General features: G+C 57.9%; 14 protein-coding genes. 3 read left to right on the forward strand and 11 right to left on the reverse strand.

Annotated elements, in window-relative coordinates; all coding sequences use genetic code 11:
- Window positions 1–59 precede the first annotated feature (59 nt).
- From AC2T9U_RS10465 to AC2T9U_RS10495, 7 genes are all read right to left on the reverse strand, one after another.
- Window positions 60–332, reverse strand: a complete 273-nt coding sequence (locus AC2T9U_RS10465; protein WP_028327585.1) for a glutaredoxin family protein — start codon at window positions 330–332, stop codon at window positions 60–62.
- A gap of 174 nt (window positions 333–506) precedes the next feature.
- Window positions 507–605: a 30S ribosomal protein bS22 gene (locus AC2T9U_RS10470; RefSeq protein WP_003792170.1), complete on the reverse strand. Its 99-nt coding sequence runs from the start codon at window positions 603–605 to the stop codon at window positions 507–509.
- Window positions 606–1267: 662 nt separating this feature from the next.
- Entirely contained in the window at window positions 1268–1327 is a 60-nt protein-coding gene (locus AC2T9U_RS10475; protein ID WP_442778417.1) for a hypothetical protein, read from the reverse strand.
- 144 nt (window positions 1328–1471) lie between these two features.
- On the reverse strand, window positions 1472–1993 hold the full coding sequence (locus tag AC2T9U_RS10480) for a GNAT family N-acetyltransferase (protein ID WP_115028963.1): 522 nt from the start codon (window positions 1991–1993) through the stop codon (window positions 1472–1474).
- Between the two features lie 265 nt (window positions 1994–2258).
- The gene (proC, locus tag AC2T9U_RS10485) at window positions 2259–3095 is read right to left on the reverse strand and encodes a pyrroline-5-carboxylate reductase (RefSeq protein WP_493696060.1); all 837 of its coding nucleotides are present in this window, start codon (window positions 3093–3095) and stop codon (window positions 2259–2261) included.
- A 39-nt stretch (window positions 3096–3134) separates the two neighbouring features.
- The gene (locus AC2T9U_RS10490) at window positions 3135–4112 is read right to left on the reverse strand and encodes a hypothetical protein (RefSeq protein WP_493696061.1); all 978 of its coding nucleotides are present in this window, start codon (window positions 4110–4112) and stop codon (window positions 3135–3137) included.
- Between the two features lie 52 nt (window positions 4113–4164).
- Complete coding sequence (locus tag AC2T9U_RS10495; protein ID WP_493696062.1) at window positions 4165–4998, reverse strand: sugar phosphate isomerase/epimerase family protein; 834 nt, start codon at window positions 4996–4998, stop codon at window positions 4165–4167.
- A 108-nt stretch (window positions 4999–5106) separates the two neighbouring features.
- On the opposite strand from AC2T9U_RS10495, the gene radA reads away from it, so the two are divergent.
- The 3 genes from radA to AC2T9U_RS10510 all read left to right on the forward strand — a co-directional run bounded on the left by radA (window position 5107) and on the right by AC2T9U_RS10510 (window position 8805).
- On the forward strand, window positions 5107–6711 hold the full coding sequence (gene radA, locus AC2T9U_RS10500) for a DNA repair protein RadA (protein ID WP_493696956.1): 1605 nt from the start codon (window positions 5107–5109) through the stop codon (window positions 6709–6711).
- 127 nt (window positions 6712–6838) lie between these two features.
- The gene (gene disA, locus AC2T9U_RS10505) at window positions 6839–7888 is read left to right on the forward strand and encodes a DNA integrity scanning diadenylate cyclase DisA (RefSeq protein WP_115032310.1); all 1050 of its coding nucleotides are present in this window, start codon (window positions 6839–6841) and stop codon (window positions 7886–7888) included.
- Window positions 7889–7950: 62 nt separating this feature from the next.
- Entirely contained in the window at window positions 7951–8805 is an 855-nt protein-coding gene (locus AC2T9U_RS10510) for an HhH-GPD family protein (RefSeq protein ID WP_493696957.1), read from the forward strand.
- Window positions 8806–8895: 90 nt separating this feature from the next.
- On the opposite strand, the gene AC2T9U_RS10515 is transcribed toward AC2T9U_RS10510, so the two are convergent.
- The 4 genes from AC2T9U_RS10515 to AC2T9U_RS10530 form a co-directional block, all read right to left on the reverse strand.
- Window positions 8896–11493 (reverse strand): ATP-dependent Clp protease ATP-binding subunit, encoded by a 2598-nt coding sequence (locus AC2T9U_RS10515; protein WP_493696063.1) that lies wholly within the window; start codon window positions 11491–11493, stop codon window positions 8896–8898.
- 308 nt (window positions 11494–11801) lie between these two features.
- The gene (locus tag AC2T9U_RS10520) at window positions 11802–12830 is read right to left on the reverse strand and encodes a bile acid:sodium symporter family protein (RefSeq protein WP_493696064.1); all 1029 of its coding nucleotides are present in this window, start codon (window positions 12828–12830) and stop codon (window positions 11802–11804) included.
- 128 nt (window positions 12831–12958) lie between these two features.
- Entirely contained in the window at window positions 12959–13300 is a 342-nt protein-coding gene (locus tag AC2T9U_RS10525) for a histone-like nucleoid-structuring protein Lsr2 (protein ID WP_208304884.1), read from the reverse strand.
- A gap of 260 nt (window positions 13301–13560) precedes the next feature.
- Complete coding sequence (locus AC2T9U_RS10530) at window positions 13561–13770, reverse strand: hypothetical protein (protein ID WP_115032306.1); 210 nt, start codon at window positions 13768–13770, stop codon at window positions 13561–13563.
- Window positions 13771–13785: the final 15 nt, after the last annotated feature.

Here is a 13785-nt window from a genome sequence, read left to right on the forward strand (position 1 = left end):
TCACAATAGGCCAGTTCAATTGCTTGATCGGCGATTCGGAGAGAGTGAGGACATACCGTTCAGTTTTGGCTGTTTTGTTGCATACGTTCGGTTAACTCTGCACGCAAACGTGATTCGCTCACTCGCCAGTAGTCGTGTGGCTCACCGTCGATGTATGTGACAGGGATCTGCTCCCACAAGATGGGGTCTGGGTCAGTCATGTCGGGGAGAGACTTTTCCTCGAAACCAACGGAGAGTTGGTCAGCGACTCGGGTCACGACATCACGGGCCAGGTCACACAGGTGGCATCCAGGCTTAGTGATCAGGGTGATCGTCGGCACATGCGAATCCATGCCTAAAACTCTAGTGCCGCTGCAGCTGCTCCACGGCATCAGCCTGTGTGGTTGAGTTTTTTGCGCAGTGGCCGGGTGGCGTCATGGGCACAGGAACGGGGCCGACCGGCACATCCGGTGACCCCGTGCGGACACGTTGTCCGGGAGACATCGTGTCGCCCCCCGGACTCGGTGTCACTTCTTGTTGCGACGCTGGTGACGCGTCTTACGAAGCAGCTTGCGGTGCTTCTTCTTGGCCATGCGCTTGCGGCGCTTCTTGATCACAGATCCCATGGGGACACCTCAATCATCGTTGTCGGAGCGGCCGGTACGGGATCTCGTGCATTACGAGCCTCGTCACGTCCACTACATTCGGCCGACCATTCGATTCGGCATTCGGCTCGAATCCACAGCTCGTGCTGCGGCGTTCAGCTGCGTGAAGGTGACGGCTCGGCAATCCGTGAGGTGCACGTTCCGCTACATCAGCAGCCCCCGAGGCGGGTGCGAACCGGGGCCGGGCAGTTGACGGTCTGGGCAATCCTACTCCGGGCGCATGCCTGTACCCAAAGCCAGTTGACCGCTGCGTGTGGCCATGCTGATGGAGCGGCTGCGCTGATCAGTCATACCAAGCATCCAGACCGTGATAATTGAACACGGCCTCCCCGGCTGCTATGACAGCGGTATCAAGGCTATCGCCGCGGTCGCATCCATCTTCCCAAGAACGGAAAGTCAGCTAGTCGGGATAGCAATAGCCACATCAATAGGGCGATGCGCCGCAATGGCCACAAGATGACTCCACGTGCGAGAACTACAGAAACAGGCTGGTATCCCCTCTTCTCCCAATGCACCCCACGCCCTTCGCACAGCTCGTGGGCCAAGTCATGCATCTGAGTCTTCACGGCACGTTGAGCATCAACATCGACATAAGCAACACGTGTGGCCCCTGCCTGCAGAAGCTAGTCAATAGCCATGACTGCACCGTTATATACACAGAATCCAACGGCTCGATCACGCATCGCGTGGTGAAGACCACCGGTGAAGTTCACTGCGTGATCCACATGACACTCACGCGTGCGTCTCCCATGCGGGCATGGCTACGTGAGCTGATCTCCTTACGCGGTACATCGACAGGTCTACCGCCAAAAGCCCCCTGCGCAGACTTAGCGTTCCAAAGCCAGGCTCAACGCAATCTCTTCGGAGCTTGCCTCTTGCGAAGCTTCTTCACCGGCGCTGTGCACTCGCATTGGGCGGCGGTACTCAGTAGGGCGGAACCCGAAACTGCTCGCGAAGGCTACTCCTCGGGCATTTTCGGTGCCTACCCAATACAGCAGCTGCCCGCGCTCATGGGCGGTAGCCACCTGAGCTGCTTCCTGGACCAGTCGAGATGCGAGCCCCGTTCCTCGCAGATCTGCAGCTACCCACAGCCCGAACACCTCTGAGGCGTTTTCGAATAGGTCGTCACTGAGACGAACTGAGGCAATCCCAACAGGGCGCCCATCTTGTTCAGCAACTAACCGCGAGGAACGCTTCACCCGGTCTTTCCATAACTGATCATCGACTGCGGCTTCGTCCTCATATTTGGCCGCGAATCCTTCTGGTGATTCTTTGAGAGCGCGCAGGCGGCCCTCGCGGTACACCTGCCAGTCATCTTCACCCAGAATACGAATGGAAATATCGGTCATGTGTGTGAAGGCCTTTCTGCTCGGGGCACGTGGCCCGCATCCCGCCCGTGAAGCAGGGGGCCACGCACGAGATCTTCGTGCCCGTCTTTCCCATCGACCGCTCACGGAAGGTGCACAGACCCATTTGCCATGAGATTAACAGCGCACCGTCACAACTTTGCCTGGGTAAGAGGTATCGGCCTCAGCAATAGAACGAACACTGCACAAACGCCGAGTAAACACCCCGTAGACAACGAAAAGCATTGAATACCAATATTTTTAATGGTTAACCCAGTTCTCGAGAACGGTCACGGCAGGCAACCATGCCATCAAGAACAGCCGACTCGAACCCCCCACGAGACATCTGCGCCAACGCCGCTGCTGTCGTACCTCCAGGCGAAGTGACCTGCTCCCGAAGTTCTCCTGGACGCACCCCAGACTCAGCCAGCATCAATGCCGCCCCTTGAGCTGTAGCCACAGCCAACGTGGTGGCATCGGCACGTGTCAACCCCAACAACACGCCACCATCAACCATTGCCTCCACCAAGCGATACACATACGCCGGCCCCGAACCACTGACTGCAGTAACAGCCTCGATGTACTGCTCCTGCACTTCAACGAAAGTGCCCACTGCCCCAAACAGAGCACGCACTCGCTCCATCTGCTTTTCATCAACATGGGCTCCTGGCGTCAGGGATGCTGCCCCTGCGCGAAGCAAGGCTGGCGAGTTGGGCATCACCCTTACCACCGCAACACCATCGGGCAGTGCCTGAGCCATGGTGTCCAACGAAACCCCGGCCGCCACACTCACCACCACAGCGTCGTCACGCAAGGACGACCCAATCTCACCCAACACTTCGGTGACCTGCGCAGGTTTAACCCCGATGAGCACCACGTCTGCGTCTTTGACCGCATCGCAGTTCTCACCAGCTACTTTCACACCGAAGCTCTCCCACTCTTCTTTGGTCTGCTCAGAACGGGTACTGACCACCACGTTCTGCCGCTCAAGCCCTTCTGAGATCGCACCTTTAACGATTGCGCCTGCCATCGTGCCTGCACCAATTGCTGCCAGCTTCGTGATGGCTTCTGCAACAGCACTAGAGTTGTTTGTGCTCTGTCCCATCTGCACTCCTTTGTCTCGACCGGTCTCATCCTTCATCGCTTATCGCTTTCCTCGCGCTTTGGCACGCCGAGCAGCTTTGGTAGGTCGAAACAAAGCCAAAAATTGCCCCGGCTGGTCGGCGACTCTGCCCATCAGGTAGGGGTACCAGTCTCGCCCGAACGGCACGAGCACCCGCATGCGGTCACCTCGGTCAGCGATCGTGGCTTCGACAATCGGGCGAGTCCCCATCCGTAGGTGGTATTCGAATGTTCCTGCTTGTCGTTCCCCTGCGGCTACTAGAGCTTCGGAAATCTCCACCACACGACGATCTGCAGCCGAGACAGAAAACGCTGCAGAGCTTCGCATCAATTCTGTTAAAGAGCGCACATACGCCAGGTCAGTGTCGCGAGCGCCGTGGGTTTCGTCCTCGCCGCCGCGGGCTTCATCGGTTCCGTAGGAAAGTCGGACGCGGCATTGGCTATCAATACGTTCTAGAACGTCTCGTTCGGTGCGTTTACGCATCGACCACAGTTCTACTCCTGTGTCGGGGTAGTCCTGTCGGAGGGCGTCGGTGAATGAGAGGGTGTCGCTGGCGGGCAGGCCTGGTTCGCTTTCGATGAGGACGCGGGCGCCTATTTCTGTGGCGGTGTGTGTGATTTTGTGGGCGTGTTCGAGAGCGAGTTCGTGTCCGTTGTTGGGTAGGCGTGCGCCGAGGGCTCCGGGGCGGATGGCGATTTCGATGCGTTCTTCGACGTTGTAGCCGGCTTGTACAGTGCGTCGCAGGGCTTTGCGTAGCCGTTTGCGGTGGATGCGGGCTTGTGTTGTGTCCAGTGGGTCCGGGGCTAGGTGGCTGATGGTGACGTATCGCCCGCGGGCAAGGAGCTCACCGGTGGCGTTGAGGGCGTCGGTGGCGGTTTCGCCAGCGACGAATTTGGATACGAGGTGGGAGTTGACCGATCTGGTCTCCACGAAGGTTCGGAATCTCGGGTCGTGGGCCATGCGCAGCAGCATGGTTGCGGGGCTGACATCGTTTTTCACCAAGCGGAACCTCTCGCGCAGTCAGGCGACGTCGGCGGGTGGGTCGCCAATGTCAGTCTTGCAGACCGTTGCGTTGTGCGCCGCGGCGTAAGTGGGTACGGGCGAATTCGACTGTTTCCCTGAGGTCTTTTTCGCGCTGGGCATCGGTGGCTTTGCGGGTGCTTACTTCGGTGGCGATAACGCCGTCCCAGCCAGTTTGGCCAAGGTCGGCGAGAAAGTCGGCGATGGGCATGTTGCCTCGGCCAGGGACGAGGTGTTCGTCCATGAATGATCCGGTGCCGTCGCCCAGGTGGATGTGATGTAGACGGGTGCCGAGTTGTTTTTTCATTGCCATGACGTCGTCGTGGGCGATTGCCGCATGTGAGAAGTCGAGGGTGACGTGGGCATAGTCGAAGTCGACGGGGTTCCATCCGGGCCGGTAGACCTGCATCCAGACTGATCCGGCTCGCCAGGGGAACATGTTTTCTACGGCGAGGATGGCCCCGGTGCTCGCTTCGCGGGCGGCGACTCCTTCGGCGAATTCGCGGGCGTATTCGCGTTGCCAGCGAAATGGTGGGTGTAGGACGACGGTGTTGGTGCCGACGGCGTGGGCTAGGTCGATAGAGCGGTCAATTTTTTCCCAGGGGTCGTTTGTTCCCCATACGCGTTGGGATACCAACAGGGTGGGTGCGTGGATGGACAGGATGGGGGTGTTGTATTTGTCGGCCAGGGAGGTGAGTGTGTCGGGGTTTTGTGTTGCTGGGTCTCCTAGCACCATCACTTCGACGCCGTCGTATCCGGTGCGTGCGGCCATTTCGAACCCGTCTTGGAGTTTTTTTGGGTAGACGGAGGAGGTACCGAGGGTGACTTTCGGTATCTGTGGGGGCGTCAATTGCTCCTGGCTCACGTTTCCACTGTAGTGAGGGTGCTTGTGCGTTCCGAGTAGTGAGGCATACGTGTGGTGGCCGGTTGCGCTAAAGCTGCGTTGTCGGTGGGGGCGCCTAGGGTGGCTGCCATGGTGGTTGGTAAGGAAAGCGGTAAGCGCGGTAAGGGTGAGAAGTCGACGTGGCGTTGTACTGAATGTGGCTGGTCGACGGCCAAGTGGGTGGGTCGCTGTGCGCGCTGTCAGGAGTGGGGAACGGTGGCAGAGGTGGAGTCCTCGGGGGCTGCGCGGACGGTAGCGGCTCATGTTGTTGCCCCTGCTGCTCCGATCACGAGTGTCGATGTCACTCCTGCTGATGCTCGCCCGACTGGGGTGTTTGAGTTTGATCGGGTGTTGGGTGGTGGGTTGGTTAGTGACGCGGTGGTGTTGCTTGCTGGAGAGCCAGGGATTGGGAAGTCGACGTTGTCCTTGGATGTAGCTGGGCGTGCAGCGCGGTCGGGGTTGCGGGTGTTGTATGTCTCGGGTGAGGAGTCGGCTGCTCAGGTTGCGACGAGGGCGCGGCGTATCGGGGCTGATCATGAGAATTTGTTGCTTGCTTCTGAGGGTGATTTGGGCACTGTGCTGGGGCATATTGAGGCAGCTTCACCGCAGTTGCTTGTCGTGGATTCTGTGCAGACTTTGGCTAGTGCGCAGGTTGATGGTTCGCCGGGGAATGTGGCTCAGGTGAGGGAGGTAACGGCTGCGCTGGTTCAGACTGCGAAGTCGGGTGGGTTTGCTTCGATTTTGGTCGGGCATGTGACTAAGGACGGGACGATCGCTGGGCCGCGGGTGTTGGAGCACCTTGTGGATGTGGTTCTGCATTTTGAAGGTGAGCGTGGGTCTCGGTTGCGGATGATCCGGGCGGTGAAGAACCGGTTTGGCCCTACGGATGAGGTGGGGTGTTTTGATTTGTCGGAGTCTGGGATTGAGGGGTTGTCTGATCCGAGTGGGTTGTTTTTGTCTTCGCGGGATGTGGTGGTTCCTGGCACTGCGGTGAGTGTGACGTTGGAGGGTCGGCGTCCGCTGGTGGTGGAGGTGCAGGCGTTGTTGGCACGCACTAAGGCAGCTATGCCTAGGCGCACTACTTCTGGGTTGGATTCTTCGCGGGTGTCGATGATTTTGGCTGTGTTGGAGCGTCATGCGCATGTGCCGATGAGTGATTGTGACTGTTATGTGTCGACTGTGGGTGGGGTTCGTATTGCTGAGCCTGCGTCGGATTTGTCAGTTGCGATTGCGGTGACTGGCTCGGTGGTGGATAGGCCGATCGCGTCGGGGTTGTTGGCCTTGGGTGAAGTGGGGTTGGCTGGTGATGTGCGCCGTGTCAGTGGTGTGCAGAAACGTCTGACGGAGGCGGCTCGGCTGGGGTTTACGCACGCGATTGTGCCGCATGGTTCGATCGATATTGCTGATGTGCCTCAAGGGATGCACGTAGCTCGAGTGAGCACTGTTGCTGAGGCGATTGATGCTGCTTTGGGGTTGCCCGGTGGTGGGCATCGAAAGTCTGAGAGCCGGGGGGCTAGGCGCGGGGTTAGGCGTGATCGTTCAGGGCCGGGTGGGCATTCTGAGGCGGAGAGTGTTGGGGTTCGTGGGGGGCCGCGGCCGCTGGCGGATGTGCCTGGGCTTACCGGAACGCATGATCAAACGGCGCGTCTAGACAGTCCTGAGGGACTGGCGAGCAGTGAAACACCGGGCACGTAGACTGCAGGGGACCAACAGCGGCGGTGAATGTCACGGCAAGTGCTGACGCTCACGTCGCATACCAGTCCCACAGTGGTGGACCCACTGCCGAAGGGTGATTTTCGTGAGTCTGGACCCCACCGAGTTAATGCGGAGCACTCTGGCAAAAGTCGCGCCTGGCACTGAGCTACGCGATGGCATCGAGCGAATTATTCGGGGCCGTACAGGGGCTCTGGTGGTGCTCGGCCATGACGAGGTGGTGGAGTCGATCGCTTCAGGCGGTTTCCCCTTGGACATCCCTTTTTCTGCTACTCGTTTACGTGAGCTGGCAAAGATGGACGGGGCCGTCATCATTGATCCGGAGTCGAACCGGATCACGCGTGCTGCCACCCAGCTCGTCCCTGACGCCAGTATCGAAACAAGCGAATCAGGTACACGGCACAGGACGGCTGAGCGAGTTTCTAAGCAGACGGGCTTCCCTGTCGTGTCCGTCAGCCAGTCGATGCAACTGGCTGCCGTGTATGTCAACGGTGCCCGACACGTTTTGGAAGGGTCGGCGGCGATCATTTCGAAAGCAAATCAGGCTGTTCAAACCCTTGAGCGATACAAGAATCGCTTCGATGAAGTGGCGGGCTCGCTTTCGGCGCTGGAAGTCGAAGACATGGTGACTGTCCGGGATGTAGCGATGGTGCTGCAGCGCGTGGAGATGTTGGGCCGGATCGCTGCGGAAATATCTGGCTACGTCAATGAGCTGGGTACTGACGGGCGGTTGTTAACGCTACAGCTGGAAGAAATGTCGGCAGGGATGGACCGTGAACGTGACAACGTGGTCCGGGACTATATCGCTGAAGAAACCGACCGTGACGTGGATTCAGTCATGGCCGAAATGAGCATCCTGAACGCTACAGAATTATTGAATTTGTCGAACGCAGCAGCTGCGTTGGGGTATTCAGGCCTTCCTGAGCGCCTGGATGATCCGGTACGGCCGCGTGGTTACCGCATGCTGTATAAGATTCCCCGGATCCCGCGACTCATCACTGATCGCCTCGTAGAACATTTCGGAGCCTTGCAGCCGATGCTGTCCGCGACCGTAGATGACCTACAGGCAGTTGACGGGATTGGTGAGGCGCGAGCCCGCACAGTGCGGGAAGGCCTATCGCGATTGACTGAATCGAGCGTGCTGGAGCGTTACGTGTGAGTGCAGCTGTCATCACTGAACCGGTATGTCCTGACCGGCTCGTGAGTGTTCATGACGCTGTCATGAACTGGTTTGACGAAAATGGTCGCCCCCTACCCTGGCGTGATCCCAACTGTTCGCCGTGGGGTATTTATCTTTCCGAAGTAATGAGTCATCAGACTCCCGTCGCGCGGGTGGAGCCTGTCTGGCGTCACTGGCTCAACCGTTGGCCTGAGCCTGCCGCACTGGCTGCTGAGCCTTCAGGTGAAGCGGTCCGAGAGTGGGGGCGTCTTGGCTACCCGCGCCGGGCACTGCGGCTACATGAGTCGGCAGGCGTGATGGTAGACCACTATGACGGTCAGGTTCCCGGCACGTATGAGGATCTGCTCGCATTACCTGGGGTGGGGCCTTACACGGCGGCAGCTGTTGCCGCTTTCGCGTTCGGGCAACGCACTACTGTTTTAGATATCAATATCCGCCGAGTTCAGGCTCGTCTTTTCCGCTGTATGCCTTTGCAAGACCCTTCGCTGACTCGATACGAGTCGACGTTGGCAGCGCAGCTAGTGCCAGAAGAAGCAAACGCAAGTGTGCGCTGGAACGCGGCTGTGATGGAGTTGGGCGCGCTGGTATGCACTGCGCGTTCTCCGCGCTGCCAGGTCTGTCCTGTACGCGCAGAATGCGCGTGGGTAGCTCAGGGCTGTCCTGCATATGACGGTCCCGCTCGACGCACACAAGCCTGGGAGGGCACGGACCGGCAAGTGCGTGGCCGGATCGTGGCGTTGTTACGTGCCAGCACTGCTCCAGTGGATGCCGAAGAGATCATTTCGGTGTGGGCGGACACAGCTCAGCGTGAGCGCTGTTTGGAAAGTCTTCTCGTTGATGGGCTCGTGCAGCGTGTCGGGTCACAAGACCACCCCGCTTACCAGCTTCCTACGTAGACAGCCACTGACCGCTGTGGGCATGGCAACGGCTGGGGTCGGTTGTGGCACAGAACGCCGCAACCGACCCCAGCCGTTGCCATACGTGTTTTAGCTCTGTGCCGCTGAGGCTTCACCCGTTCCGTCGCTGCCATCTGAACGAGGCACATCTGTGCCCGAGTCGGCATTGTCAGAGGAGTCTGCACCCTCGGTAGAAGCGATCAGCTCATCTACCTCTTTGCGGTAAGTGCCAGTGAACGACAATTTCTCGTCTTCACCCTCACCTTCGGTATCGATCGTGACAACCTCGCCTGCGCCGACTTCACCGAACAGGATCTTCTCGGACAAGACATCTTCGATGTTGCGTTGGATCGCACGGCGCAGCGGGCGCGCACCGAGCACGGGGTCGTAGCCACGCTTGGCCAGCCAACGCTTGGCGGCATCGGTGAGTTCTAGACCCATGTCTTTGTCTTTCAACCGCTCATCGACTCGAGCGATCATCAGATCAACGATCTGAACGATTTCTTCCTCGTTCAGCTGCGGGAACACGATGATGTCATCCACGCGGTTAAGGAATTCGGGACGGAAGTTCTGCTTCAGTTCGTCCTGAACCTTGACCTTCATCCGCTCGTAGTTGGATGTGTTGTCGTCGACCTGAGCGAAACCGAGGCTGACAGCCTTGCTGATGTCCCGGGTACCCAAGTTGGTTGTCATGATGATGACGGTGTTCTTGAAGTCCACGACGCGGCCTTGCGCATCGGTCAAGCGGCCATCTTCCAAAATCTGCAGAAGGCTGTTGAAGATGTCCGGGTGGGCTTTCTCCACCTCATCGAACAAAACCACCGAGAACGGTTTGCGCCGCACCTTTTCGGTGAGCTGGCCGCCCTCTTCGTAACCGACGTATCCGGGCGGGGAACCGAACAGACGCGACACGGTGTGTTTCTCAGCGAATTCGGACATGTCCAGGGTGATGAGGGAGTCCTCTTCACCGAATAGGAACTCCGCCAGTGTCTTGGCCAGTTCGGTCTTACCGACACCGGTGGGGCCAGCGAAGATGAATGAACCGGAGGGACGGCGCGGATCTTTCAGGCCAGCGCGGGTGCGGCGGATCGACTGTGACAAGGCTTTGATCGCGTCATCCATGCCCACGATCCGCTTGTGCAGCTCTTCTTCCATGCGCAGCAGGCGGCTGGATTCTTCTTCGGTGAGTTTGAAGACAGGAATGCCTGTCGAGGCAGCGAGTACCTCAGCAATCAGTTCTTCGTTCACCTCGGCGACGACATCCATGTCGCCGTTCTTCCATTCGGTTTCGCGTTTTTCTTTCGCGTCGATGAGCTGACGTTCGTCATCGCGCAGCGAAGCTGCTTTCTCGAAGTCTTGCCCATCGATTGCGGCTTCTTTTTCACGCCGCACATGTGCGATTTTCTCGTCGAACTCGCGCAGGTCCGGCGGTGCAGTCATCCGCTTGATCCGCAGGCGTGCACCTGCCTCATCGATAAGGTCGATCGCTTTGTCCGGCAGGTAGCGGTCGTTGATGTACCGATCTGCCAATGTGGCAGCCGAGACTAGCGCTGCATCTGTAATGGAAACGCGGTGGTGCGCTTCGTACCGGTCACGCAGGCCTTTAAGGATCTCGATCGTGTGAGCCAGCGACGGCTCGGCCACCTGAATCGGCTGGAAACGGCGTTCCAGTGCCGGGTCTTTCTCAATGTGCTTGCGGTACTCATCCAGGGTCGTTGCACCGATGGTTTGCAGCTCCCCACGAGCCAGCATCGGCTTGAGAATGCTGGCTGCATCGATCGCGCCTTCGGCCGCGCCAGCTCCAACAAGTGTGTGGATCTCATCAATGAACAGGATGATGTCGCCACGCGTCTTGATCTCTTTGAGGACTTTTTTCAGTCGCTCTTCGAAGTCACCGCGGTACCGCGAGCCAGCCACCAGAGCACCCAAGTCCAGGGTGTAGATGTGCTTGTCTTTCAACGTTTCTGGGACTTCACCGCGCACGATGTCTTGCGCCAGCCCCTCAACCACAGCTGTCTTTCCAACGCCGGGCTCACCAATGAGGATTGGGTTGTTCTTAGTGCGGCGGGAGAGCACCTGCATAACCCGCTCGATCTCTTTAGCCCGGCCGATGACTGGGTCAAGTTTGTTTTCACGCGCGGCCTGGGTGAGGTTCCTACCGAACTGGTCCAGCACGAGCGAACCTGCAGGGGTGCCTTCGGCCTGTCCACTAGCTCCAGCGCCTACGCCAGCGCCAGCTGTTTCTTTGCCTTGGTAGCCAGAAAGCAGCTGGATCACGGTCTGGCGGACCTTGTTCAGGTCTGCGCCGAGCTTGACCAAAACCTGTGCCGCGACACCTTCGCCTTCACGGATCAACCCGAGCAGGATGTGCTCGGTCCCGATGTAGTTGTGGCCAAGCTGCAGCGCCTCGCGCAGCGACAGTTCGAGGACCTTCTTAGCGCGCGGGGTGAATGGGATGTGCCCGCTGGGCGCCTGAGTGCCCTGGCCGATGATTTCCTGCACCTGCTCACGCACTGCATCCAGCGAGATGCCGAGGCTCTCCAATGCCTTAGCGGCGACACCCTCGCCCTCATGAATGAGACCAAGGAGGATGTGCTCGGTCCCGATGTAGTTGTGGTTAAGCATCCGCGCTTCTTCTTGCGCGAGCACCACCACACGACGGGCCCGATCCGTGAACCTCTCGAACATGTATTGCTCCCTCGCTGTCGAGTTCCCTCGATGCTATCCGTATAGACCGTCGCGATCAGTGACGTGTTTTGAGTGACGCAGAGGCGAACTCGCATCATCACCTCAAGGATGTCAAGTCCTCCGACGGTATTCGAAAAGAACAACAAGACACCCCAGTCAATTGTTCCCACCGAGCCAAAAACTTGAGTTGACCCGGCTCAATCCGCCACTTAACTCCCTTTCCTTCGCAGGTCACTTACAGCCACAGAACTCCTCACGACAGCATGGACACCGACACACCAGACGGTCAAAGCATGTTGTGGGCGTCCTCACCTCTGCCGTGACTCCACCAGCGAATGCCTGCGCGCCAACACCGCACACACCATCAACTGAGCCTGATGAAACAGCATGATCGGCAACACCATCAGCCCAACCGTCGCCCCGGGAAACAACACCAACGCCATCGGCACCCCTGTAGCCAACGACTTTTTCGTGCCACAAAACTGGATCGCAATGCGATCAGCCCGCTCAAACCCCAACACCCCCGAAAGCCACCACGTCAGCCATAAAACAAACGCCAACACAACCACCACCAACACCAGCAACACCACCAAATCCCCCACCGACACCCTCAACCACATCCGCTCGACCACGCCTCGCGAAAACGCTGAGTACACCACCGCAACGATGATGCCCTGATCCACTCGCTTCAACCAGGCATGGTTGCGCTTCAGCCATCCACTCACCCATGGCTGCACGCACTGACCCACCAAAAAGGGAACAAGAATATGCAAAACAAGATCGACAACCGATGACCCCGAGATCGTGAACCCACCTGCGCCACCCATGGTGATGACCACAAGCACCGGAGTAATAACCACCCCCAGAAGATTACTCAACGACGCACTAACTACCGCCCCAGCAACATTTCCACCCGAAATAGATGTGAACGTGATCGACGACTGAACTGTCGAAGGAACAGCGCATAAAAACAACACTCCCGCCATCAGTTCCGGCGACAACATCCACGACTCCAACAAACGCAGAACCTGACCAATAACTGGAAAAACCACGAAAGTAAAACCCAGAATCGTCAGATGCAACTGCCAATGCCGAAAGCCCGCCCACACCTCTTCACGAGACAACCTTCCGCCGTACATGAAGAACAACACAGCGATCGCTACTGTCGTTACATCATCAAAAACGAGTGCCGCCACACCAGAGATCGGTAATAGCGAAGCAAGCCCCACCGCACCCAAAATCGCAAGAACAAAACCGTCCACCGAAAACGAAAAAGCCCGGCGATGACTTCTCAAAGCATCAGAAGAATCCGCCTGATCTACTCTGCGATTCACCATGCGAAACACCACCCAATCATTGACAACAACAATACGGAGGGGCGGACCCCACAAGGTCCGCCCCTCCGAAAAAAGCTATATCGATCACACAGAGCACCAAAACAGCACTCTGAACGATCATTAAATAATCAGTTGTGAGCCCGATCGTAGGCTTCTTCAACCTCACGGGAAACACGCCCACGGTCAGAAACCTTGAACCCGTTTTCACGACCCCACTGACGAATCTCATTCAGGTCATTACGGCGTCCCGAACCTGAACCCGAACCAGGGGTACGACGACCCGCAACACGACGGCCACCAGCACGGCGTGCCTTCTCGACCCACTCCTGCAAGGAAGCACGCAGCTTCTCAGCGTTTTCCTTGCTCAGGTCAATCTCGTACTGGACACCGTCCAGACCGAACGACACAACCTCTTCAGCGACTCCCCCATCGAGATCGTCGATGAGGATGACCTCTACACGCTTTGCCATCATCTACTCCATCGAAAGATTTGCGCCTTCGCATCAAGCGAATCACATGCCTACCCCAGCGAAAAACCGAGGACCACAACTGAACACGCAATGCAAAAACACATAACTCGCGCACCAAAAGTACGTTGGAAATGCCCGACAGAACCCCATGACACTGGATGTAAACATCCAGCGCTCCAGACGCTCATGATCTTACCTAGGCAACAACAATTATGCAGGAATAAAAGCGATCACGACAAATTACGAACACAAAAAATCACTCAAGGTTGTTTACGTTCCTGAGACGATTCACGAGATGCTTCTTCACCCTCTATACGAGATGAAGAAGCATCAGAACTCATATTCCACTCAGCTTGAGCACGCCGCTCGTTACGGTCAGCCTCAACCAATGCCTTCATAATCCGATAGAACAACCACACCACCCCGATGGACGGAACAAGTCCCGCAACAATTTGCCAGGCAACATCCACCGAAATCTCCTCCGT

The sequence above is a fragment of the Dermatophilus sp. B7861-1 genome, from assembly GCF_058996045.1.

What these genes read in the sequence shown, in the direction of transcription:
- AC2T9U_RS10465 (WP_028327585.1), bottom strand. Translation starts at nt 332, where the DNA reads ATGGATTCGCATGTGCCGACGATCACCCTGATCACTAAGCCTGGATGC.
- AC2T9U_RS10470 (WP_003792170.1), bottom strand. Translation starts at nt 605, where the DNA reads ATGGGATCTGTGATCAAGAAGCGCCGCAAGCGCATGGCCAAGAAGAAG.
- AC2T9U_RS10480 (WP_115028963.1), bottom strand. Translation starts at nt 1,993, where the DNA reads ATGACCGATATTTCCATTCGTATTCTGGGTGAAGATGACTGGCAGGTG.
- proC (WP_493696060.1), bottom strand. Translation starts at nt 3,095, where the DNA reads ATGGGACAGAGCACAAACAACTCTAGTGCTGTTGCAGAAGCCATCACG.
- radA (WP_493696956.1), top strand. Translation starts at nt 5,107, where the DNA reads ATGGTGGTTGGTAAGGAAAGCGGTAAGCGCGGTAAGGGTGAGAAGTCG.
- disA (WP_115032310.1), top strand. Translation starts at nt 6,839, where the DNA reads ATGCGGAGCACTCTGGCAAAAGTCGCGCCTGGCACTGAGCTACGCGAT.
- AC2T9U_RS10510 (WP_493696957.1), top strand. Translation starts at nt 7,951, where the DNA reads ATGAACTGGTTTGACGAAAATGGTCGCCCCCTACCCTGGCGTGATCCC.
- AC2T9U_RS10515 (WP_493696063.1), bottom strand. Translation starts at nt 11,493, where the DNA reads ATGTTCGAGAGGTTCACGGATCGGGCCCGTCGTGTGGTGGTGCTCGCG.
- AC2T9U_RS10520 (WP_493696064.1), bottom strand. Translation starts at nt 12,830, where the DNA reads ATGGTGAATCGCAGAGTAGATCAGGCGGATTCTTCTGATGCTTTGAGA.
- AC2T9U_RS10525 (WP_208304884.1), bottom strand. Translation starts at nt 13,300, where the DNA reads ATGGCAAAGCGTGTAGAGGTCATCCTCATCGACGATCTCGATGGGGGA.